The sequence below is a fragment of the Cyanobacterium sp. Dongsha4 genome, assembly GCF_036345015.1.
GTDB lineage: Bacteria > Cyanobacteriota > Cyanobacteriia > Cyanobacteriales > Cyanobacteriaceae > PCC-10605.
This window is the reverse complement of record NZ_CP084098.1, coordinates 3879891-3904745: the sequence shown is the minus strand read 5'-3', so window position 1 is coordinate 3904745 and position 24855 is coordinate 3879891. Positions and strand designations below refer to the sequence as shown.

Below are 24855 nucleotides of genomic sequence, written 5' to 3'. Positions count from 1 at the left end.
GAAAAGTTAATCAAGTTTCCTTCTCAATTATTATTTTAAACCTGATTAAAATTGATTGGGGTTTTTATCACGTTAGCCCAACGAAGATCAACACTTTCCATGATAGCATGATCAAAATTACACATGAAAATGTCTGCTTTTCCCAAATGAGTATTTACGAATTTGGCATAAGAAAAAGAAGTCTGATAAATTTTACTTTCTCCTAATTCCGTCTCATAAAAAATTGCTTTGCTGAAGTCTGACTCACAAATAAAACTCTGCACCATATTAGCTTCACTTAAATTACTACGATGCAAACGTGCTTTAAATAATACGCTTCGTCTCATGTTAGCGAGTCTTAAATTAACTCCAATTAAGTTACTATGACTTAAATCTGCATTACTGAGGTTGGCAAATCGTAAATTACTGCCAATAAAATTGACATGACTTAGATTGCATCCACTAAAGTTTATTGCTTCTAAATCATAACTATTCAAATTGATACCAGATAAGTCTATGGTTTCTTCTGGATTTAATTCGCGCCAGTGATTCCATTTTGGTACATGATGTAATAAGTCTAACCAATATTCTCTTTTTTTCATATATATTTGTTTTATTTTTAATTAAGATAAAATCTAGTAGGATTTTCTTATGGAACTATTGTAACTTTTTTACTCTCATTTATTATTCTCATTATTACCATATAGCAGTACTAAATCATTTGTAGAAAAATACCATCTATCAAAAAGGTAATAGGCCATAAGTAATCTACAATAGTGGTAATGTCTGCAACTTTTTTTTCTAATAGTTGATTTATTACGACTCATTGAAGATTGCTATGTAAGTTAATTGGTAATTAAAAAGCTAAATATTTGATAGGGTTTTATTAAAGTATCTTCGACATTTTGTGCATCATTTTCTAAGAGATTAATTCTTTTTGTTATCCTTAAATCAAATTTATTTTTAAAAGTTAATTGACTTGACTTTCCTTCATATTCATAACCACGAATAATTATTTGAGAAGGGTTTTTTTCGGCTTGTTTAAATGCCATTAAAACAAAGTTACTTTCCTCAATATTTATAAATTCATAATTAGTATTTAAACTAAAGCCTTTTTTATCTCTTTTTTCTGTTAATAAAGTTAATAAAGATACATTAAATTCATAGCCTTTTTGTACTGTTTTTCCTTCTTTCCAACCCTGTTTATGTCCATAGATACCATAGCTAAATTCATGTAAACCTCGATCGCATTTTGGATCTGGCCATTTTGGACTTCTTAATAAACTTAAACGTAATTGACTAGGTTTACCATCATAACCATATTTACAATCATTGAGCAAACTTACTCCATAATCACCATTATTATCTGTCAAATCTGCCCAGTAATGCCCATAGACTTCCCATTGTGCCTTTTCTTCTTCTGTTTGGGGTTTAGTAGTGCGTTGAATGTTACCACAGGCGATTTCATGAGTAACACAATTGCTTTCTAAATTAAGAGGAAAACTTACTTTTAAAAGAGTGTAATCTTCTTGCCAATTAACCTTGTTTTTTATCTTTAAAATCGGTGATTGGAAATCGAGAATATAATCTTGGATAAACTCTGATTGATTGTAAGTTTTAACAACTCTAATTCTCTGTCTTAATAAACCATTTTCTAACCAATTAATTGACACTAATTGGGGATTATCTAATCTATGATTGTCATAATCTGGATCGATATTCCAAGCATCCCAGTATTGCCCTTTATCTTCAAATAATTGTAACTCATTTCCCTCTCCTTTTATAATTTCTCGTTGGTTTACTTTATCAAAAATACTGTTAATATTGCCTGTTTTTTCATCAATAATTACCTGTAAATAATCATTGTCTAAAATATAAATAATATTATTTTGATCCCCCCTAACCCCCCTTATTAAGGAGGGAATTTTATTAGTTAAATAAAAGGATTTATAGCCGATACTAGGGATATTTTCCGCAAAGAATAACAACTTACCTTCATGGCTTATTTGTGTTAATAACTCTTTTCCTTCATCGTCATAAATTTTATATTTTTCTCCCTCTATCTCTAACTCAACTATTTCTGACCTTATCCAATTTAGGCTATTAAAAATCGTGACTTCATAATCATACTCTAAATTAAAATTAGGTGATTTAATATAAGATGCGATCGCATCTAAACTGTTAGATAACATACTATTAGTAGAGGTAATTATTTCTTGATAAAGTTGATTAGCTTCTGTGAAAACAGGAGTTATAGAAGTGCCTGGTAAAATATCATGGAATTGATTTAATAATAGTTTTTGCCAATTAGCTTCTATTTGACTTTGTATATGATTATCACATTGATAGTTTGGTATAAATTGACTATGTAAAATAGTGGCAATAGTAGAGAATAATTCTGCCTGATATAGCAACTTTTCACAGTAGCGATTTTGATATTTTTGATCCCCGTGAGTGGTATAACAACCCCGATGCAATTCTAAATAAAGTTCACTATTCCACACAGGATAATTTTGAGGAGAAATGCCACTAATTTTGTTCAAATAATCTTCAGCAGTGCTAAACTCAATTTTTGGGAAAAAAGGAGAATCATCATAACGTTGGGCAACCTCTAGCATATCACGAGTAGGACCACCGCCATGATCTCCTACCCCCGGCAACCAGAAAATATCTTTTAATCCCGTTTGTTTTTCCCAATCAAGACTATAGTTAGTCATGGTGATAGGGTTGGTATCCATCACTCCCGTGACATTGGGGGGAGACATGAGGGTAAAAATTTGACTGCCATCGGGAGACTGCCACCAAAAGCAACCATGAGGGAATTTATTGGTATCATTCCAGTGTAATTTTCCCGTGACAAAGTATTCTATTTCTGCTTGTTTTAAAATTTGCGGTAACTGCCATGGAAAACCAAAGGTATCAGGAAGCCATGCAACTTTATTATATTTCCCAAACTTTTCTTTAAAATATTTTTGTCCATATAATAACTGTCTAACTAAAGATTCTCCACTAATTAAATTAACTTCAGGCTCAACCCACATACCCCCCAATATTTCCCATTGAGAAGATGCGATCGCTTCTTTTATTTGATTAAATAGTGGTAAGTTATGAGATTCAATCCATTTATATAGATAAGCTGTAGTGTGACCAAATATTAAGTATTTATGTTCTTGTTGCAAATTTAAAACAGAGTTAAAAGTGCGTTGAGCAACTTCATAAGTTTCCTCAATAGTCCATAGCCAAGCCATATCTAAATGGGCATGACCTAGAGGATAAAAACATCTTTCTTTGATATAGTTACTTAGGGGTAAAAGTTTCTCTCTTAGACTAGTTAATTCTTGATGAAAAAGAGGCTTATTCTCCACTAAATCCCAGTTAAATTCTTTAATTGCTTTATCTAAAAATGGTTTTTTGTTAGGGTGAAAATTATCAATATATTGACCTAATACGGCTAATTCATTCGCTACAAAACTGGGATCAATTTCTCTTTTTTTTGCTTCATAAACACATCGAGAAACCATCAAACCACCAATATCATGATTAGGACTAATTAAGCGAATAGTGATTAAAAATTCTTGGTGAGGTTTAACATTTTCTGTCACTAAAAGACGGCAAGAAGAATCAAATAAATCTCCCTCAACTTTTAACTCACCATTAACAAAAATTTGAGCAGATTCTGCCCACCATGTCAAAAAAAGTCTTAAATCTAAACCTTCGAGAGGGTAACTGCTATCTAAACTATGGGGAATAATTATTTTTTGTGCAAACCAGCGAACTTTATTACCTTTTTCCCATACTAAATATCCTTTCTCATTGATAACTCCCTTTTGCCAATTTTGATCAATTATTATTGGCGATTGTACATAATTTTTATTGCTAAAATACCAGTTATTTTTTATATCTAATTCAGTCAATAATTGTAATTTACTAATCATATTCATCTCAATTAAATTTAAAGATTAAGATTCTATCACTATCATTAATGAGAGTATTCATATATAGTTATTCATCGATGACCATAATCAGCGATCGCACTAGAATTCTTATCATTACTAATGATAATCAGTGAGGTTAAAATCAAGATCAAATTGAGAAAAAAATCTTTGTAGTCTCTTATCACTAGAGCGTTGGAGGGGCTGAACAATGTTCAACCCTCATAGTAGCAGGTTAATGGTTTTTTCCTAAATCCGCTACCATAACCAAAAAAATTTTTTCATAATTCAGGTTCAATATATCTATTAGGAATCGATCGAATTTATTTTTTATTGGCTTTTAGCAAGGACTTCAGCTTTTAAAATATCGATTATGGTCAAAGAGTCTATTGAACAATCGGAGAAACCTTATCAATAATCTCTATACTTCCATCAGGTTGCACCTGCCAAACATCATAAACACCCACAACGTCACCATTTTCATCAATATCAACATTTCCACTAGCCCCTTGATAATTGATTTGTTCCCCACTACGTAATAACTCCATTGCCTGACAAGGATCGGTTACCTCTGTACCCTCACCACTAGACACATCTCGAATTTTACTCTTAATTGCCTCACCAGAGTTTTCTCCCGCCGCCTGTGCCGCTAACATCAACAATATAGTTGCATCCCAAGTATGAGGAACAAAAGCTGTGATTGGTGTATTATTTGTTTTTTCAGCCCACAAATTTTTAAAATCTTCTAATGCCTTTCCATCTGCACCCGGCACTGTGCCTAATGCCCCTGCAATAATAGAATTACCATCTGCAGTCTTTCCTACTTGTTTTGTAAAATCTTCTGAATACACCCCATCTGTAAGTAGTACCGTTACCCCATTAGTTAAACCTTGTTTAAAAGCCGCTTGTAACAACAAACTACCTGTTTCTGCATATAAAACACCTGCCACTGCTTGAGGATTATTTGCAAAAGCGGCACTAGCTTCACTATCTAAGGTTACAGCCTTGGGATCATACCTTACAGGATTGCTACTATTTAGTATAGTACCTCCTAAGTCTTGAAATGAATTAACAAATTCCTGCTCGAATGCTACCCCATAATCATTATTAATAACAACAGTAGAAACATTTTGAAATCCTTGTTTTTTTGCTAAAGCCGCTAAGGCTTGTGCTTGATAGGTGTCAGGAGGGGCAGTTCTCGCCCAATAACCGTTAAAATCACCTGTTTTTGCTCTATCTGTAAATACAGGGCTAGTACTACCGGGAGAAATCATCATGACATTATTTCTGACTGCCACATCTAAAGCGGCTGTAGAAACACTACTAGCAAAAGCTCCCACAACTCCGGCAACTTTGTCAACTTCCGTTAATTTTGTCATTGCCGCACTACCAGCAACGGGATCAGTTTGGCTGTCTTCTTTCACCAAAGTTACAGGTTGACCATTCACCCCACCACAAGCATTAATAGTATCCACAGCTAATTGCACGGCAGTAGGCATATTTTGACCGATGGAAGATAAATCTCCCGTAATAGGTAATAATGCCCCTATTTTTAAAGACTCTGCACTGGATGAAGCATTTGTGTTATTTCCAGAATCTTCGGTGTTTGTTCCCAATAAACCGCAACCAACTGTCACCCAGTTAAGACTAATAAATAAACTTAAAAATAATTTAATATTGGTCTTTTTCATAATTTTTATCTATTTTTGTCAGGTTTAAGCCTTGATCATATCAGATGCAATTTATCGTTGCTAATTTATTTTTTGACATTGCTGAATAAAGATATGAAACACAGAAAAAACTATGTAAAAATATAAAACCAAAGTCCAAATATGGTTTACTTTTGCCTTTTGCCCTCCCTCCTATTTAGGGAAGGGGATAGCTGTTTCATTCTAAAATTTTTTGGTTAAGGCAGGGAATACCTGAGTTCGGAGTTCGGAGTTCGGAGTTCGGAGTTCGGAGTTAAAAGTAATAATTATTGACAAAAAAGCTGAATAAATTGATTGTAAATGAGTTTTTCCTAAATTTAATAAATTTTTATTCCAAAATTGGCTCGATGATAACTCGAGGGCGCTTTATTTTTCGATACTTTTTTCATCGAACTCAGTTAGGGAATAGGCACTCTTGCAATAGTTTTTAATGGTTTATGGTTATAAATTGATAATCTCAACATTTTTAACTACTTCTTAATCCTCAAAGCCCTAAAACTCACATCTTGCCCTAATACATAGTAACTAGGTAAAAGGTGACAGGTAGCAGGTAGCAGGTGTCAGGTTTGATGATTTTTGATTATATTTAATATTTAAAGCAAAAATTAAGATGGTTTTGGTGGAATAGCTTAAATTTAAGTTCTTTTTCTTAACCTAAAACCTAAAACCTGAAACCCGAAACCTAAAAACTGACCTATTTTTAATCAGGTGCAAGATCTCAGTAAAACGCTATATTCTTTTACGGGCAATAGTTTTAGCGTTTTTGTATTTCTACTTTGAAACTGCCCTGCCTAATCCCCTAATGCCCTAACACCCCAAGATTTTAAACAAATTACTTTGAAACAGCCCTAGGGATAAAAGGGGCTTTGCCTCTTGCCTTCGACTTACAACAAAAAATCCTAGCTAAAATCACCAATGCCTATTTTTTTCGGTTTCCGATTTCATTGTCAAGAAAAAAAACGTGTATGTATGTAAAATAATCGACAACCTAACATAGAAAAATATTACGGAGAATTTGTTGCTATAGATAAACTAAATCTTCAGGTAATTCTGATAACTTAAAAAAATGCTCATCCTGAATAATAATATCTCGAAAAAGTTTCTTTCTTTTATTTGGTAATATTAATACTTTTTCTGATTTTACTACTGAATTTTTAAAATAATCTAAATTATCACTTGTTTCTAAATAACTAACTAAACGTCTAAATAACTTAGGAAGAATAATTACTGTTTTTTCCTCATCAAAAAGATCCCAAACATTAAATCCATAATTAGTTAGATCAAATTCCCACAAACCTTGTTTGTTTTTTCTTGCTTGATTAACTGCCCAAGTCATCTTTCTTCTTAATGTTGGTGCAATTCCTCTGTAATATGTAGGGTAAGATTGCCCTGATAAAAGACTTTGATAATTGACTGATTCAAAAAATAAATTAATTGGTAAAAAAAATTCTTCTCCATCAGGATGATCTATTTCTCCTTTAAAAACAAATGCTAAAGGACGACCATGTTGATCTGTTTTTTTAACTAAGATAAAACCCTCTATTTTGTCTTGAGCAGAGATTATAATATTTTTTTCTTCATTCCATTTCACTTCATCTATTTCTAATGATTCTAGGAGAAAATGTGCCGCACTCAAAGCCCATTTCACGCTTTGTTGACATTGACGAAAATGAGTTTCTAAGCTGTCAATTCCTATTAGTCTTATCTGTACATGATTCTCTTCATTCAACTCAGGAGAAATACCTTGTAGTTTTGACCAATGTTCCAAGTTATATGCTTGAAAACGAATAGAATCACCATCTGGGGAATAACCAACTACATGAAACCTTCCTTTTATTAATATAAAAGCCATCTACCTACGTTATAAAATCAGAACTTATATAGCAATCCTAAATCATTTATGATAAGTCAATCAGAACACAATTTGTCTCAAACTTAATGGAAATAAATATAGTTAATAATTGTGGACGTTGCTAATTTAAACTATGATTTCTAGTTTTAGTAAAGAAAGGTGGACTAGGGAAGGGTAAGAGTATTCAATATTTAGTATTTTAAAGGATTATTATTTTTATTAAGAATGCTTCATGAAATAATTAACAGACAACCTAATTTTTAGATAAATTACTTAATTCGACTTAATACGTAATCTGTTAACTCTCTAAGAGAATCAGTGGCAGGGCAAGAAGGTAAATATTGCAACTCTTTTAATGCTAACTGACTATGCTGATGTGCTAAGTCTCTCGCTTTTTCAATACCGTTACTATCATAAACTAAGGCTAAAGCCTGATCTAAATCTCCTTCTTCGCTAAATTCTCTTTCAATAAGAATACCAAGGGAAGGTTTTTCTTCCATGGCAAACAACACTGGGGCGGTTAAATTCCCACTGGCTAAATCTGAACCTGCGGGTTTGCCTAATACTTCGGTAGGAGAGGTAAAGTCGAGAATATCATCTACTATTTGAAAAGCTAAACCGATATTACGTCCATAACTGTAAACTTGATTTGCAATTCCTTCTCCTGCATCACTTAATATAGCGGCGGCTTTTGCACTATTAGCAATCAAAGAGGCTGTTTTAAAATAACTTTTCTGTAAATATTTTTCTAAACTAACATTGGTGTCAAAACAACTTAAACCTTGTTGAATTTCTCCTTCTGCAAAATCCCTAATTACCTCTGATAATAGTTTTACTACCTGTAGATTATCTAAATTAGCTAAATACCATGAAGACTGAGCAAAAAGAAAGTCCCCAGCTAATACCGCTATACGATTACCAAATAAACTATTCACGGTTGCTACTTGTCTTCTTAACTCTGCTTCATCTACTACATCATCATGAACTAAACTGGCAGTGTGAATCATTTCTGTTATTTCTGCTAAACGACGATGACGGGGAGTTAAGTCGTCTCCTTTCATTGTTGCTCGTGATACTAATAGCACAATAGCGGGACGAATTCTTTTTCCACCAGCCGTGAATAAGTGTTCTGCCGCCGCTCCTAAGATAGGGTGTTGGGCTTGGACTAAGCTGGTTAAGTTATCAATCAGAATTGATAAGTCTTTTTCTACAGGGGTGAATATCGAGGTTGCAGTTGTCATTGATGAGTAGAATAGCTAAAAATAGTTTACGAAAGTTTACATATCTTATTGTTATTTTAAGCTATGGTTTCCCCTGTTAGATCTAGTTAACAAGATTTTTTCTTGTTTTTTTTAGTGCTACTATGGTGGAAATGCTTATAGAATAATCTTTTGAGGATTTATAATTTTTTTTTACTTTCTCCCCATTTTTTTTTAATGTATGCTATTCTATGAGATAGAGGGGGGTTTGTCTATAAAGTTGCAATTTCCCTAGATTACTGTGGAAGAAAGAATCTGAATTCTCCATCGGTTGAGAAGGGCAGGATTTAAAATTTCTTGTTACGGTCAGAAAATAATTTGGAGAAGATTAAAGATATTCTCGTTTTATTTTATTTTTATTCTTCTCTAATGGTTAGATGTAGTTTTTTGACTATTAGCATTATTTTTTAGGTTGGCCAGAAGATGGAAGAAACTCTGTAAGTTGTTTCTGAAATAATTAAGTTAATCCGGGGCGATCGCACTCTTAGTAGTCATTAAATAATTAAGTATAGTGAAAAATGCTCTGAAGAAGATAAGCAATATTTTCAGTGGTTGATAAATGGTTTTAAAACTTTTTATTTACTACAAGAACAATCCAAGGAGCAGAGTTGAATGGGTGGAGAATAAAGGTGATTTTTGCGAACAGCTTAACACACCATAGTTATTCGTCTTACAAAAGCTAAGTTTATAACTTATTATTCTTGGATAAAATAATATTATCATTCAGGCTTTAGTCTAAGTAAAAATATACTAATTATTAAGCAGACAAATAAAATTATCCCCCAAAATAGACCTTAATGGGTGTGTTTTTGTGATTTTACCCAAAGGTTTATCTTGCTAATTTTAGGACGGTTTTCCATTGTTATAAAACTTAGTCCTAGTTGTTTTGGTATCAATTTATTCTTTTTCACTTATTTTTTCACTCATTGAATCAGAGATGGAAGGATTCTTGATTAATATTCACCATTTACTTGAACCATTACCATGGGGGTTTATTTATGCTAATACCATTAATTGCTTTGTTATATATCGTCTTAGTTTATTTCTTGCTGACTACTATTTCCCACTGGGAGAAAAAAGGTAATCAGAAAAAGATTTTTTCCCGTTTTTATCGTTAGGGGAATCAAATAGAAAATTAGGAATTAGTTTTAGTTAATATAAAGGCTTCCTCCCTTTCAAGAAGAAGCCTCTGTTTTTTTATATAGATTTATTTATGTTTAAGGTCTTTATTAAGGCTGACCTCATTTTATCTTCAGGAATTATATTTACACGTTTTTGAATTTATATGGAGTTTCTTAATATTTTTTTTAGATTTTATAAATTTATATCGCCTTTTGTAAATAAATATTAATTTGTGTTAATTTTTGTGAAGAGAAACCCCTAATTGTTGGGAAATCCAAACCTCAAAATTGCGGATAGAAAATTTTTTCGGGGCATGGGGAGAAATCATTGGCTCTACTAAAATAGTAAAAACCCCTAGTCTATTACCTGCTAATACATCAGTAAAGAGGCGATCGCCCACCATAGCAATTTGTTCTAAGGGTAGATTCATGGCTTTAACGGCTTCTCTCAGTTTGCGACGGGAAGGCTTACCTGCACCATAAATGAAAGGCAAATTAAGGTATTTTGCGATGGTTGCAATACGATTTTGACTAAGATTGTTACTAACAAGCCACAAATCCACATAAGGGCGTATTTCTTCCACCCATGCTAATAATTCAGGGGAAATAGTCCGCTCATTCCAAGGAACTAAGGTTTCATCGACATCGAGAATTAAGCCTTTCAAATTATTTCTTTTGATCACATCTGGGGTGATATGAATGACTATATCTCCTAATACAAGGTCTGGTTGTAAAATTTTGGCTTTAGACATTTAATTCAATTAACAACTAAGAATCAACAATTGAGAGGTGTTAGGTGTCAGGTTTCAGGTTTTAGGTATCAGGTGTTAGGTTTAACGGTTTTAATTAATTACTAATTACTAATTGCTATTTCCCCAGTAGTAGGTTCAAAAAGATAAATTTGCTCTAAATCTAGTTGGAGTTTGAGTTTATCTCCTGTTTTCCCCTGCCAGTGAATGGGTAATTGTAAATTAATGTTAATCTCGGAGTTAACTATCTTAACATTAACTAAAACTTCTTTCCCTAATGGTTCGATGACTTCAACCGTTGTCACCAAAAAATTATCAAGAGCATCTTCTCTATCCTTTACTAAAGTAATATATTCTGGACGAATACCTAAATCCCAACCTTGTCCGTTATGAAAATTGTATTGATTGAGAAAAGAAGAAGGTAATCGTAGGGATTGTTGTTCATTAATCCAAAATGCTTCATGGTGGTAAGTAACAGGGATAATATTCATTGGTGGTGTACCTAAAAAAGTGGCTACCATGCGGTTGACTGGGTTTTGATAGATTTCGGCGGGTGTGCCTATCTGCTGTATTCTACCCTGATTTAAAACCACGATGCGATCGCCCAATGTCATAGCCTCAACTTGATCATGGGTAACATAAACCGTAGTAATACCCACTTGAGAATGTAATTTTTTTAATTCCGTCCTTGTTTGATCCCTTAATTTTGCATCTAAATTAGATAAAGGCTCATCCAATAAAAATACCTTTGGTTGTCTAATAATGGCTCTACCTAAAGCAACCCTTTGTTGTTGTCCTCCCGATAGCTGTTTCGGTTTACGCATTAAAAGACGACCAATATCGAGAATTTCTGCCACTTGTTTAATCTTATTATCTATCAGGGATTTTTTTTCCCCTCGCATCCTTAAGCCAAAACCAAGATTATCAGCAACAGTTAAATGAGGGTATAAAGCATAATTTTGAAAAACCATCGCCACATCTCTTTCTCTGGCAGGAATTTCATTCATTAAAACACCGTCAAAATAGAGATTGCCCTCACTAATAGACTCTAATCCTGCAATACTTCTCAAAATCGTTGACTTACCACAACCCGAAGGACCAACTAAAACCCAAAATTCTCCATCAGGTACTTCAAAGGTTATATGGCTAATAACTTTTACTTGATTATATGAACGGGCAATGTTTTGTAGTGTAACCGTTGCCATAATAAAGGATTAAAAATGAAGAATTAAGAATTAAAAATTAAGCATCAAGAGTTTAAGAGTTGTTTTTTCGTTCTCTCCTCATCTCCCTTTGTGTTTAACACCCCAACACCTCATCCCCGAACTTTGAACTCCGAACCCCGAACTCATTTTTAGTTATCAATGAGAGATAAATTACCCCACTTGGGATCGGAAAATGCTTGAATTAAAATATGACCAGCAACGGCTTTAACATCATCTTCACTATAGTTTCTGATTTCAGGCCAAAGGTCTGGACGTTCTGTATTTAGGTGTAATAAAGTAAGATCTTCTTCTCCGTCATAGCTAGTGGGATGCTCGATATAGTCCATTAAACCTAATAAGTTGTCTCTTGCAGGTAAAGCATTAGCTAAAGCCTCTTTACTTAAACTGACGTTAGGATTAGTTTTGGTTTTACCTTGAATGTGACATTGAGCACAATTACTTACAAACAAACGAGAACCTTTGGATGCTTCTTGGTTAGATAAAGTAATGGTTTCTCCAGACTCATTAAGGGGAATAGTGCGAATTTCTTCACTTAAACTTAAAGCGTTAGCACTACCGACAAAGGATTGCCATGCAAAAATAACCCCGACAATGAAAATTAAAACAAATTTTTTCAACATAATTCTGAAACAAATATTTTTTCTTAGTATTTTTGAGGTTCTGATTTATACCCTAATTATTTTCTCTCAAAATCGGTTCATCTTTGAGCAATTATTGTAAAGTTTTGTTAATAATCTTCTGTTTAAAAGCAATAAAAAAGGATAGAACGACTGTCCTACCCTAATTTTTTCTAAACTTAATAAATAAGTTAAAAGTTACTGCTAAATAATAAATCTATTTAGTTGAGCTACACTTCTGAGCCGACTTCATCACTATAGTTAGAGGAAAAGCCTCCAGAAAGAATATCAGCTTCTTTAACAAAGCCACTGTAAGCCTCCATACCGTGTTCGCCAATATCCAAACCTTTGACTTCTTCTTCTGCAGAAACTCGAATACCGACAGTTGCTTGGAGAGCGTACCAGACAATGAAGCTAAAGGCGACGGTAAAACCACCGATGGATAAGATACCAATAATCTGATTGATTAAAAGACCTATTCCGCCTCCTGTTAACAATCCGCCCTCAGTGGCAAAGATACCCACTGCTAAAGTTCCCCAAATACCGCAAACTAAGTGAACAGAGGTTGCACCTACTGGGTCATCGATTTTTAATATTTGGTCAAACATGGCAACGGAGTAAACTACGATTACACCTGCGATCGCACCGATGATAATAGAACTGAAATAACCAACACTAGCACATCCTGCGGTAATACCAACTAAACCAGCTAAGATACCGTTAATAATCATAGAAAGATCGGGTTTACCGTCTTTTAACCAAGAAGTAAAGGTTGCAGTGATACCACCTGCGGCGGCCGCTAAGTTAGTAGTAACAGCGATATAAGGAACGTTAGCAGTAGCAGCCAATTCAGAACCGGGGTTGAAACCAAACCAACCAATCCAGAGAATTAAACATCCGAGAGTAGCAATACTCATATTGTGACCGGGGATAGCACTAACCTTACCATCAGAAGAATATTTCCCTTGACGAGGTCCTAATACAGAAGCCCCCACTAAAGCAGCCCATCCACCAACAGAGTGAACCACTGTTGAACCTGCAAAGTCGGAAAAGCCTAATTCACTTAACCAACCACCATCCCAAACCCAATGCCCTGTAACAGCGTAGGAAACACCGACTAACAATGCACTGAAGATTAAAAACGCATCAAATCTAACTCTTTCAGCTACTGCACCAGACACGATGGTAGCGGCGGTGGCGGCGAAGGCTACTTGGAATAAGAAAGAGATAGCCGCAGGAACTCCTTCTGGATAGTTAGCATCACCGTAGGGAGTACCATCACCATTGAAAAAGAAGCCTTGTAAACCAATAAAACCATTTCCTTCTCCGTACATTAATCCGAAACCAATCGCCCAATAAGCAATAGTTGCGATCGCAAATACGATTAAGTTTTTCGCTAAAATATTAACAGCGTTTTTCTGACGGCAGAAACCAGTTTCTAACATTGCGAAACCAGCATTCATGAAGATAACTAAAACAGAACAAAACAGTAAAAATACCGTATCTAAAACGATTTTGACTTGTTCTAAGTCTTCAGGGCCATCATAACCCTGCGCCATAGCCGCACTGTCCCACACAGCAACAATTATCGCTGTCAATGGGATACAAGCTAACCAATAAGGGGAAATTCTGCTAGTTATTTTAGAAATAAAATTAAGAATAATACTATCTTGATTTTCTTTTAAAGATCTTCTCAGACCTCTTTTTTTAGGGATCGTCACCATAATGATTAATTCAATTTACTCGTGAGATAACCGTTGATAAATAAATAATTGATTAACCTATCAATTAACTGTTAAATATTCATATGTTTTATTAGCTCTTTTCTGTATCAAACAATACAATAAAGCCCTGTAATTGCTTAAATATGCTGAAAGAATTTTGGTTTAGTCTCAATCCTCTATATATATTCATCCTTCAGCACTTAGGTGTCTATTTAGGTGGATTTTTATTAATTTATAGTTTTTTGTTCTTTCTTTTACGTCCTTTATTTCGCAGTTTAGAAAGAGACATCGCTTTAGTTACCTTAAATATTTCTGGTTATCCTTTACTCAGTATTTTTACTTTTTTTAATCTTAAATTTACTCTTTATGATTTAGAAAATTTTGTTGGCAAGGATATATTACAAAAGATTTTAAATGCCTGTCTAATTGTCGTCATTAGTTATTGGCTAGTGGCGATTATCAAAAAAGTTATTATTTATTATCTCAAACAATATACAAAGCAAAGTGAGGTCATGTGGGATGATGTGCTTTTACCACTGGTAGAAGCAGTTTTACCCGTCATGGTTTTTTTATTGGGGGGTGTTTTTGTTTTAAAGAATTTTGGGGTGGATTTGACAGGTATTTGGGTTGCGTTAGGAGGGGCAACTTTTATTATTGGCTTTGCTTTGAAGGACATATTAGCTAACTTTTTTAGCGGTATTGTTTTGTTGATTGATACTCCTTTTCAATTTGGTGATGTATTGCGTTTGGAAGACGGTTCTATCGGGATGTTATGTCGTATAGGAGTTAGAGTCACCCAAATTTATTTATTCAATCATCATTGTGATATTTATATACCTAATAGTATTTTGCAAAATCAAAATATTACTAATCTCAGTCGCCCTACGTCCTATTATTATTATTCCACAACCATTGAAATACCTGCTGAGTTAGAAGTTGATCATTTAAAAAGTTTAATTACAGAAGTAGTGTTAGCACACCCTGATACTCTAGCTGATATTGAAAGGAAAATAGCTTTGATTGACCGTTTTTATCTGTGTGAGGAAGAAACTGGCAATACTTTAACCGAACAACAAATAAGCGGAAAAAATAGGCTTTTGGAAGAGCAAAAAGTTAATTTTAAATTACAGGAAATTGAAGAATTTTTAGAGGCTTTAGTGATTACTTTACAGTTTGCAGAAAAAGGAGGTTTAACATCAGAAGAAATAGAAAATATTTATCAAGAATATCAAGAAATATTAGTTTTAATCGGTCTAAATATTGACTCTGAAATTAATAGTGATAATCTTTTAAATACAACTTTTGCTGAATCTCAAGATCCAGATGGTTTGATAGAATTAGTGCGAGAATGGTATCGTTTTTGGCTTAAAGACCCTAATTTAAAAGAAGAAGACCTATATTTAATCCCTCAAGAATGGGAAAGAAAAATTACTTTATTAAAGAAAAGAACTTATCGACTTTATCAAAAAATTACTAATCCTCAATTAGAAGAAACTCGCTTAGATGATTATGTTTTGGAGTTAAGTGATTGGTTTAAATCTCGTTTTAAAGAGCGAAAAAAATGGCAAGATCCACAAATTTGGATTACTGCCTTAAATCATGATGAAGGGTTTTTATATTACGAATTTAAAATTAATTTTTTTGTGGATGATATTAAATTAGAATATGGTAAAAGAGGCGATCGCATCGCCAGTCAGATTAACCAAGAAATCCTCAGAATTGTAAAGCCGTCTTTAAATATTCCTTTAAGAAATGCTTAAAATACCTAGTAATTATTATTTTTCTTTTTTCAGTAAAAATTCTGATTTTAATTTTTAGTTAATTTGTTAAATTGCAGTTATTGAAGTTTTGTTAAAAACCGTACTATTTTGTCACAGAATATTGTTAATATAAAATAAATATAAAAAACAAAAAATATCTAAATATTAACAAATTTAACATAAGCAAAAATTCCTAAAAATAAATTAAAGGGAAAAATTGTTCGGAAAAATTTGAAATTAAGGTAGGAAAATAAATGCTAGTAAACACCGCAGTAAGTGACATTCAAGGACAATATAACTCAGGGGAAAGAAATTTTCCCAAATTACAGTTGAGAAGAATTGATTTAAGAAATGCTCAACTAAAAGGAGTCAATCTCGAAGGTTCTGATTTAAGCTATGCTGATTTGAGAGATGCTGACTTAAGCGGTGCTAACTTAAGTAAATGCTATCTCAATGAGGCGAATCTCAGTGGAGCAAATCTCACAGGGGCAAACTTAACAGGAGCATATCTAATTAAAGCCTACCTCACCAAAGTTAACTTCCAAAAAGCAATTGTTAAAGAGGCTTATTTTACAGGCAGTTTTTTAACTAGAGCAAACTTTTTCAAAGCTGATTTATCAGGGGCGTTTCTCAATGGTGCTCATCTGAATGGAGGTATTTTTAGAAACGCATCCTATGATAATACTACCCGTTTTGATAAAGGATTTGACCCTGAATCTTTGGGAATGCAAAAAGTTTCTTCTTTCAATCTTGCAACTAGCAAAAAAGTAACCATTGGAGAAATCATCACTAATTTTGAAACCATTGCATCTATTACCAGTAAGTATTTAGGTGGAACTATTACAGGTAAAAATTTTGAAGATACTCGCCCTGATGTGGAGTGGTTGAGAGAATTTTCTATGGACAGAAATGGTAAGGTAAATTTTAATGGTTCTCTATCTCATCAAGCTACCACAATACAATTAAAATGGTTTGAAAAATGGACTAATGCTTTTGTGAAAAAATCGTCCATGATTATTCAAGACTTGCCTAATATTATCGAAGAAAAACATTTAACTGTGGACTATTTAATTAAAAAAGGTGTTGCTTAATTAATTTATACCAGTAGCAAAAAACTATAGTTTCAAATTTTTTTTCTTATTTAAAGGTTGATTATTTTCAAAAAGATAGTCAACTTTTTCTGTCTTTATTCATTCAATTATGAATAATATTTAAGAAATCAAAAGATTGTTAAAAAAAGTGAGCTAAAAATCAAAATTACTAATAACATAAAAAGAAAAGGGTTAGAATTTTGACGAGTTAAGTCTCAGACTTTTAAAAGTTAGTTAATTAATTGTCTCTTAATTAAATTTTATCTTAGAGGAAATAAAAGCCCATGACATTCACACCAACAAAAAGCGATCGCATCGTTGAGAAAATTAGCAAAAATCTCTGGAAAAGCAAATATCCAAAAAAACATGATCACTACACCTTAGAGGACTTTTTTCATTTCGATACTGCTAAAGGGGATATTACCGACTGGAATGAATCCAGAAACGTTCTTGTAACCGAAGATTTTATCGTTGGTTTAATAGAAGGATTAGAAGAAGAAGTCGGCTCGGCTTCCAGTGTAGTTATGTACAACATTGGTAAAGCATGGGGTGTTCGGGATGCAGAATTTTTTGAAAAATGGTTTCAAGAAGAATATGAATATCCCAAAAATATCCACGATATGAATTTACTCTATGTTTTAGAAGCATGGTGGTGGCCTTTCACTACCCAAGGATGGGGAAATTGGGATGTGGACTTAAGTGAACAAAAAAACGGCTTCATGTTTGTTAACATCTTTGATTCCGCCGTTGCTCGTACCCTGGGAGATGTCGGAAAACCTGTTTGTCACATCTATGCCGGTCTTATGGCTGGTTTTTTTAGTCGCTTTATCAATAAACCCCTTAACTGCATTGAAATTCAGTGCTACTCTATGGGTGAAACCTATTGTAAATTTTTGCTAGGAAAACAAGATCGTATAGATGCGGCAACATTCTGGCAAAACGAGGGGGCAGGGGCTAAAGATATTCAGAAAAAATTAGTTAATGGAGAATATCTCAAATGATGTTATCAACTTCCACCGTTGAAGATTTCTTTCAAAGAGCAAATTGGCAGGGATTGAAACAAATTTCAGTCTTTGAGGAAGAAGTTACTTCGGAAGTTTTTACAGGAGAAGAATCTTTAAAACCAGAATTAAACTTTACCGTTGAAAGATTCTTTGCTCTCAATAATTGGTCTGGCAAAACACAGGTTTTTACCAAGTCTATCTCCGAAGAAACAGAATTGGAACAATCAGAACAAGGTACTTATAAACCTGTTTATTCATTGAAAATGACTGTTGCTGAGTTTTTTCAGCGTATGGTATGGCAGGGGCAAGGTAAAAAGAGACACTTAAATAATATAGCTTCCATACCGGCTATGGATCAAACTCTGATACCTGAACCAGAAAAAAGACAAATCAACGTCAAAGATTTATCCGATTTATTGTAAGGAGAGATTATGTATCCAGAACTACAAGCATTAATTCACGAATCAGAACATCAATATCTACAACAGTCAGACTTAGATAAATTAACCCAAGAAGTCTCGACATTGAAACAAAGATTAGCAGTTTATCGAGTTTTAAGAGATCAAGAAATTAGTATTTTTCAAGCAGTAGCGGATAAGTTACTGGAAAATCTCCCTCAAGAAAAGACTCGTAAAATAGAAACTTGTGTGCGTCATTGGTTATTAGTTACTCGTTATAGTGCGATGGCGATGTTATTAAATAATCCTGAATTTTTAGAGCATCGTTTATTAGAGTGGCTGACGGATATTGTTCAAGCCCATGAATATCAAGTCATCTCAGAAAATTTATATTCTCTACTAATTAAAAATTTAGAAAGTGTATTGGAAGATGACGGTATTAAATATATCCAACCATTTTTAGATCAAGCTCAAAGTCATATTAGTAAATCGGTGTGTGTTTAAGTTGATTGGTTGAGATAGGGAACAGGCAATAGTTAAAATAAGGCTAAAAACCTTACTACAAGACAATTCAAGTTCAGTGTTTCCATAACATTCTTTAGTAAGAGGATAAAATAAATGATTTCTGTTGCAGATTTAGTTCAAGAAAAACCTTTGAAAGGTAATTATTTCGCTCCTTCTGCCTATGTGCAGGGAGACTTTGAATTAGGGTTGCTTGAAACTCGTCTAGGCTCTCGTTTAATTGCTTTACCAGAAGTTTTTTTGCAGGGGGTTTATGAGGGTTTAAATGAAGAATTAGGACAAGCAGGAGGTTTAGTGCTTTACAATTGCGGAAAATGGTGGGGTAAAAGTTTTTATCGTCGTTTTTTGCAAGAGGTGAGTGAATATTATGAAACTCCTTTGGCACAAATGGAAATGGTTGAGTTTTTGAGTTGTTTAAAACAATGTTGGAAAACTCACGGTTGGGGAGTAATTGAGTTTAATTTTGACTATTATTCTCAAGGTTTTATCGTGGTTAATACGGTTAATTCTCCTTTTGCCCAAGCCGCCCCCCAGAATGAAGGTTTAGCTTGTCAACCTGAAGCGGGTATTTTAACCTCTTTCTTTAGCCAATTAACGGGAGAAGATTTATTGGCTTTGCAAACTTCCTGTGAGTCTATGGGGGCAATTGCCAACTATTTCATTATTGGTTTAAGTGAAAGAATGAAGTCCGCAAAAGCATGGTTAGAGGAAGGGCATGATCATGAAATGGTAATCAATTTACTTTGTAGCGGTTCATCAGAGGCTTAAAAGTGATTGGAAATCAAGTTTATTTCTAGTTCATATATCAGTTAACCTGAAGGTAGTAGTAGATTATTTAAGGTAAGGATAATGGCAAAAACGATTAGATTAGACCCTCTTGGTAAAGAAACAGCAATTAAAACTAACGATAATCTTTTGTCGGGTTTACTGAAAAATGAATTAAATGTCATGCAAGAATGTGGCGGTAGGGGAATGTGTTCTACTTGTCATGTTTACATCAAGGAAGGAATGGAAAGTCTTTCTCCTCTCAATCGTCGGGAAAAAAGAACTTTAGAAGTTATTACCACTTGTAAGATGAATTCCCGTTTAGCTTGTCAGGCAAGGGTGATTGGAGAGGGAGTTGTGGTGGAACTTCCTTCAGGGATGTATTTAAGTCAGATTGATGATGTTGAGTCTTTGATTGGTAGAAGAGCTCAGCAAAATATCCTTCATCCTATTTCTGGAAAGATTTTGGTGGAGGAAGGTAAGTTAATTACTCGCTCGATGATTACTCAGTTAAGTGATACGAAGGGTGAAGTATCTAAATATTTAGCTCAAAGTAGTGATGCTATTTAATTTCTTTAAATAAGGGAGTTTTAGATTATGTTAAGACAATTTTCTGATTTAACTTTGGAAGCTGATGGCCGTTATGCTCAGGATTATGAGCTACAGTTTTTAGAAGATTATTTGGATTCTCATCAGTTGAGAATGAGTGCTTATCTTAAAATAAGAGATAATGCACAGGAAATTTGCGATCGCGTCAAGGAAGAAAAACAAAAACTTCATCCTAATTGGAAAGACTATTATGCCACTTGTTTAAGAGATATGGTGGATTTATTGCGTTATAGTGCCACTGCCTTATTATTTGATGACATGGAAAGATTACGCACAAATATGTTGTTGTGGTTTCAAACTATTTCCCGTGCCTATAATTTTACCGACGATAATATTGAAACCTATGATTTGTTATTAAAGGTTGTACCTGAGTTTCTCACCCCCGAAGAGGCTAAATATGCGATTCCTGCATTTGAGCTTAATTGTGCAGTCTTAGTTTAAGTAAACCTCCCTGTATCCCTCTTTAAAGGTGGCAGGGCAAGAGGTAAAAGTTTAATTTATTATCGGGCTAGAAGCCTAAACATTTTTTCACTATCTCAATGGAGTATTAATTGTCATTATGATGGAAAAACAACAAGATATTCTCGGCTATGTAGGCTTAGGTGTTTCGGCAGTGGGTGCGATCGCATCTCTTATTATCCCCTCTCCAACTAATGTGGCTGTGGCTTCTGCCGGTTTAACGGTGGGGGTGGGTTGTAATGTATTTAGTCGTAAGCAACAGTACGAGTCTATAGTTGATGCTTACAATCAACAACAGGAAACTATTAATGAATTAACCCAAAAAATTGAAGCTAATCACGCTGAATTAAATCAAACTTTGATGGATTATAAGGCGGATTTAGGCACGAGTATGGAGAAGCTACAGCAATCTATTCAAGAGCTTCTTAATAGCCAAAAAGAAGAAATTGCTCAAGAGGTTAAACGCTTGGATATACAACATCAAGAATTAAATAATGTTGTGCTTAATATGAAAGAGGTAGAAAATTTATCTCAAGAATTACGCTCTCATTCTGACTCTGCTGATTTCTTCTATCAACGGGGTGTGGGTTATGAAAAATTAGGTAATATTTCAGGTGCGATCGAAGATTACACCGAAGCCATTAAACGAGATGGAAATATGGCAAAAGCCTACCATAAAAGAGGGGTTTTATATCTCGATAGTAATATGAAGCAAAAAGCAGTGGATGATTTACGCAAAGCGGCATTGTTATATTTTGAACAGGGAGATATAGACAGCTATCATCAAGCCAGAGAAATGAGTCGTAACATTCACGACTTGAAGGTAGAAGCTAATGGTAAAGCAACAGAAATGGTTGTTGGTTCAGAATTGTTTTCTTAAAATTTCATTTATTTGTCAAAATAAGGGCTAAAGCTCTAATGGGTTGAGAAATAAAAGTTCTTGTGGGTTGAACAATATCGGATAGGTGTCAGGTTGTTGGGGGATTGGGGAGAAACGAGAGTTCGCTGCGCTCGTTCCGCAAAACGGTACAGAGTTCGGAGTTAGGGGTTTTTAATTCTTAATTATCAACTATTTACCTGTGCATCGTTACCCTTTTAACTTTCCCTTTTCCCCTTTTCGCCATCACTCATAGATAAAAATTTATCCGAACTCAGGTTAAATAAAAACTGGAGAAATAAAAATCAATGGTAAATTAAACTTAAATGTGACAAATCGCTATTATTTTGATTTATGACTATTAATATTGATCCTATTGATAATATTTCCGTTGACATTAGCAATATTAGAACGGTTGTTAATTTGTTTAATAATTTTGATGATCCTTTTACTACAGGAAAAGTCGCCAATTTTAATTTGACAGATAATTCTATTGGTAATGGAGAAATCAATATTGTTTTATTTGACCAAACGGGAGAAGGAGCACCTATTACTGTCAATAATTTTATCAATTATGTCAATAGTGGTCGCTATGATTATTCTATTATTCATCGCTCTGTAGTTACTCCTACTCCTTTTGTCATTCAAGGAGGAGGTTTTACTGTAAATAACTTGACTCTTAATCGTGTGCCAACAAGCCCCCCCATTCAGAATGAATTTAGTGAAGAGCGTTCCAATCTTCGGGGTACAATTGCGATGGCGAAACAAGATGGCAATGCGAATAGTGCTACAAGTCAGTGGTTTTTTAATTTAGGGAATAATTCTGGTAATTTAGATAATCAAAATGGTGGGTTTACGGTTTTTGGACAGGTTTTATCTCAAAGGGATTTGAATACGGTAGATGCGATCGCATCTTTGCCTGTGGTAAATGCTTCTAGTCTAAATTCTGCTTTTAATACATTACCTGTGAATCCAAAAAATGTTGATGCGAATAATCCTAGCCTCAATCAAGATGAAGACTTTATTCGTTTTGAGAGTATTACGGTTCAAGATGTAGCTGAATTAACCTTTACCGTAGAAAGAAATACTAACCCCGAAGTTGTTACCGCCACTATTGACACTCAGGGAAACCTCTCCTTAGACTACGGTAGCTTTTTAAAAACTCCCCTCTATCGCTTCCAAAATCAGGATTTACCCGGCACATATTTATTTGTGGGAGAAGAAGAAAGACAAAATATTCTCCGTAATTTCCGTAATTTTAAGGAAGAAGGATTAGCTTTCAAAACTGCCAGTCAAGCCAATGGAGATACCATTGCCACAGGGGAAGCAAATATTACTATTAAAGCTACTAATTTATTGGGAGAATCCGTCAGAGATACATTTAATATCAATGTGACAGGAGATGTACCAGAAAATGAAAATCAAGATCAATTAATTCGTTTCAATCGTTTTCAAAATAGAGATATACCCGGTACTTATCTTTATGCGGCAGAGGAAGAAAGTCGCAGTATTCGTCAAAACTACACTAACTTTATCGAAGAAGGTATCGCTTTTTATACTTATGGTGCAGACGCTAATTTAGGACAAGATATTTACCGTTTTCAAAATACCAATCAACCCGGTACATATTTATTTGTAGGGGAAGAGGAGAAAAATAGTATTCTTGCTAACTATCCTCAATTTGTTTTAGAAGGGGTTGCTTTTGAAGTAGCAGTTTAGGCGCAAAATTATTGTATGATGATAAGTAGTTAATTTATGTTATCACAAGTTATCATACAAGACGCCAATGACGATTAACATTACTCCTATTAGCAATCAATCTTTTAATCTTGAAACCAGTAGCACTACCATTAATTTATTGAATCATTTTGATGATCCTTTAACCACTGGAAAAGTAGCTAATTTTAATTTAGGGGATAATTCTTTAGGTAGTGGTGAAATTAATATTGTTTTATTTGACCAAACAGGAGATGGGGCGCCCATTGCTGTCAATAATTTTACCAGTTATGTTGATGGTGGTGATTATAACAATTCCATCATTGATCGTTCCTTTTCTACTCCTCAATCTAAATATCTTTTAGGGGGGGCTTATACTGTCGAGAATTTAGAGGTGAAGCGTATTACCCCTAAAGCACCTATTGAAAATGAATTTAGTGCCCAACGGTCTAATAAAGCTGGTACGATTGCTATGTATAACCTAACAAATGACCCTAATAGTGCCAGAAATCGATGGGTTTTTAATCTTACTGATAATACTAATTTTGATACGTTTAATGGTGGTTTGACTGTTTTTGGTCAGGTTTTATCCCCAGAAGATTTGAATACCTTAAATGCGATCGCATCCCTGCCCACTATTGTTACTCAGTTACAAGTAAGATCCTCCAGTAATAATAGTAATTCAGTATTATCAACACCCTTCCGTAATCTACCTGTAAATGATAGTAATGCAAACGATTTTAATTTTCCCTATTCCTCTTATCCATTCACCGAAGATAATCAATTTGTCCGCTTTGAAAATATTACCATTGACAATGTACTCGAATTCACCTTTACTGTAGAAAGTAATACCAATCCTAACGTTGTTAGTCCTAGTTTTGATAATCAAGGAAACCTCATTTTAGATTACGGTAGCTCTTTAAAAACTCCCCTCTATCGCTTCCAAAACCAAGATTTACCCGGCACATATTTATTTGTGGGAGAAGAAGAAAGAAAGAATATTCTCCGTAATTTCCGCAATTTTAAGGAAGAGGGATTAGCCTTCAAAAGCGCTAGTCAAGCCAATGGAGATACCATTAAGACAGGAGAAACGGATATTACCATCAAAGCCACCAATCTATTGGGAGAATCAGCCCAACAGAGTTTTAATGTCAGTGTGACAGGAGATGTACCAGAAAATGAAAATCAAGATCAATTAATTCGTTTCAATCGTTTTCAAAATAGGGATATACCCAGTACTTACCTTTATGCGTCAGAGGAAGAAAGTCGCAGTATTCGTCAAAACTACACTAACTTTATCGAAGAAGGTATCGCTTTTTATACTTATGGTGCAGATGCTAATTTAGGACAAGATATTTACCGTTTTCAAAACACCAGTCAACCCGGTACATATTTATTTGTAGGAGAAGAAGAGAAAAATAGTATTCTCGCTAACTATCCTCAATTTGTTTTAGAAGGGGTTGCTTTTGAAGTCGCCGTCTAAACT

At 34.1% G+C, this 24855-nt stretch carries 20 protein-coding genes; 11 read left to right on the top strand and 9 right to left on the bottom strand.

Annotated elements, in window-relative coordinates; all coding sequences use genetic code 11:
* Nucleotides 1-35: 35 nt before the first annotated feature.
* The 9 genes from Dongsha4_RS16960 to Dongsha4_RS16920 form a co-directional block, all read right to left on the bottom strand.
* Nucleotides 36-581 (bottom strand): pentapeptide repeat-containing protein, encoded by a 546-nt coding sequence (locus Dongsha4_RS16960; RefSeq protein WP_330203476.1) that lies wholly within the window; start codon nucleotides 579-581, stop codon nucleotides 36-38.
* Between the two features lie 243 nt (nucleotides 582-824).
* Complete coding sequence (locus Dongsha4_RS16955; protein ID WP_330203475.1) at nucleotides 825-3914, bottom strand: alpha-mannosidase; 3090 nt, start codon at nucleotides 3912-3914, stop codon at nucleotides 825-827.
* 383 nt (nucleotides 3915-4297) lie between these two features.
* Nucleotides 4298-5602, bottom strand: coding sequence for an ABC transporter substrate-binding protein (locus Dongsha4_RS16950; RefSeq protein WP_330203474.1), 1305 nt, complete (start codon nucleotides 5600-5602; stop codon nucleotides 4298-4300).
* A gap of 1039 nt (nucleotides 5603-6641) precedes the next feature.
* The gene (locus Dongsha4_RS16945) at nucleotides 6642-7472 is read right to left on the bottom strand and encodes a thermonuclease family protein (RefSeq protein WP_330203473.1); all 831 of its coding nucleotides are present in this window, start codon (nucleotides 7470-7472) and stop codon (nucleotides 6642-6644) included.
* A gap of 269 nt (nucleotides 7473-7741) precedes the next feature.
* Nucleotides 7742-8713: a solanesyl diphosphate synthase gene (gene sds / locus Dongsha4_RS16940; RefSeq protein ID WP_330203472.1), complete on the bottom strand. Its 972-nt coding sequence runs from the start codon at nucleotides 8711-8713 to the stop codon at nucleotides 7742-7744.
* A gap of 1375 nt (nucleotides 8714-10088) precedes the next feature.
* The gene (locus Dongsha4_RS16935) at nucleotides 10089-10604 is read right to left on the bottom strand and encodes a YqeG family HAD IIIA-type phosphatase (protein ID WP_330203471.1); all 516 of its coding nucleotides are present in this window, start codon (nucleotides 10602-10604) and stop codon (nucleotides 10089-10091) included.
* 101 nt (nucleotides 10605-10705) lie between these two features.
* Complete coding sequence (locus tag Dongsha4_RS16930) at nucleotides 10706-11806, bottom strand: sn-glycerol-3-phosphate ABC transporter ATP-binding protein UgpC (RefSeq protein WP_330203470.1); 1101 nt, start codon at nucleotides 11804-11806, stop codon at nucleotides 10706-10708.
* Between the two features lie 149 nt (nucleotides 11807-11955).
* Nucleotides 11956-12447 (bottom strand): cytochrome c-550, encoded by a 492-nt coding sequence (gene psbV, locus Dongsha4_RS16925; RefSeq protein ID WP_330203469.1) that lies wholly within the window; start codon nucleotides 12445-12447, stop codon nucleotides 11956-11958.
* Between the two features lie 227 nt (nucleotides 12448-12674).
* Complete coding sequence (locus tag Dongsha4_RS16920) at nucleotides 12675-14168, bottom strand: ammonium transporter (protein WP_330203468.1); 1494 nt, start codon at nucleotides 14166-14168, stop codon at nucleotides 12675-12677.
* 143 nt (nucleotides 14169-14311) lie between these two features.
* On the opposite strand from Dongsha4_RS16920, the gene Dongsha4_RS16915 reads away from it, so the two are divergent.
* From Dongsha4_RS16915 to Dongsha4_RS16865, 11 genes are all read left to right on the top strand, one after another.
* The gene (locus Dongsha4_RS16915) at nucleotides 14312-15928 is read left to right on the top strand and encodes a mechanosensitive ion channel family protein (RefSeq protein ID WP_330203467.1); all 1617 of its coding nucleotides are present in this window, start codon (nucleotides 14312-14314) and stop codon (nucleotides 15926-15928) included.
* A gap of 254 nt (nucleotides 15929-16182) precedes the next feature.
* A complete protein-coding gene (locus tag Dongsha4_RS16910; RefSeq protein ID WP_330203466.1) occupies nucleotides 16183-17019 on the top strand; it encodes a pentapeptide repeat-containing protein in 837 nt (278 codons plus the stop codon).
* A 284-nt stretch (nucleotides 17020-17303) separates the two neighbouring features.
* A complete protein-coding gene (locus Dongsha4_RS16905; RefSeq protein WP_330203465.1) occupies nucleotides 17304-18020 on the top strand; it encodes a V4R domain-containing protein in 717 nt (238 codons plus the stop codon).
* Nucleotides 18017-18445, top strand: coding sequence for a hypothetical protein (locus tag Dongsha4_RS16900; protein WP_330203464.1), 429 nt, complete (start codon nucleotides 18017-18019; stop codon nucleotides 18443-18445). The genes Dongsha4_RS16905 and Dongsha4_RS16900 overlap by 4 nt, the downstream gene beginning before the upstream one ends.
* Before the next feature lie 9 nt (nucleotides 18446-18454).
* Nucleotides 18455-18925 carry a phycobilisome protein gene (locus tag Dongsha4_RS16895; protein WP_330203463.1) on the top strand — a complete coding sequence of 157 codons (471 nt, stop codon included), beginning with the start codon at nucleotides 18455-18457 and terminating at the stop codon, nucleotides 18923-18925.
* 114 nt (nucleotides 18926-19039) lie between these two features.
* Nucleotides 19040-19711 (top strand): V4R domain-containing protein, encoded by a 672-nt coding sequence (locus tag Dongsha4_RS16890; RefSeq protein WP_330203462.1) that lies wholly within the window; start codon nucleotides 19040-19042, stop codon nucleotides 19709-19711.
* An 81-nt stretch (nucleotides 19712-19792) separates the two neighbouring features.
* Complete coding sequence (locus Dongsha4_RS16885) at nucleotides 19793-20278, top strand: 2Fe-2S iron-sulfur cluster-binding protein (protein WP_330203461.1); 486 nt, start codon at nucleotides 19793-19795, stop codon at nucleotides 20276-20278.
* A gap of 27 nt (nucleotides 20279-20305) precedes the next feature.
* The gene (locus Dongsha4_RS16880; RefSeq protein WP_330203460.1) at nucleotides 20306-20758 is read left to right on the top strand and encodes a hypothetical protein; all 453 of its coding nucleotides are present in this window, start codon (nucleotides 20306-20308) and stop codon (nucleotides 20756-20758) included.
* Nucleotides 20759-20876: 118 nt separating this feature from the next.
* A complete protein-coding gene (locus tag Dongsha4_RS16875) occupies nucleotides 20877-21656 on the top strand; it encodes a hypothetical protein (RefSeq protein ID WP_330203459.1) in 780 nt (259 codons plus the stop codon).
* 351 nt (nucleotides 21657-22007) lie between these two features.
* Complete coding sequence (locus Dongsha4_RS16870) at nucleotides 22008-23372, top strand: peptidylprolyl isomerase (protein WP_330203458.1); 1365 nt, start codon at nucleotides 22008-22010, stop codon at nucleotides 23370-23372.
* Nucleotides 23373-23439: 67 nt separating this feature from the next.
* On the top strand, nucleotides 23440-24852 hold the full coding sequence (locus Dongsha4_RS16865) for a peptidylprolyl isomerase (RefSeq protein ID WP_330203457.1): 1413 nt from the start codon (nucleotides 23440-23442) through the stop codon (nucleotides 24850-24852).
* The last annotated feature ends 3 nt before the right edge of the window (nucleotides 24853-24855 follow it).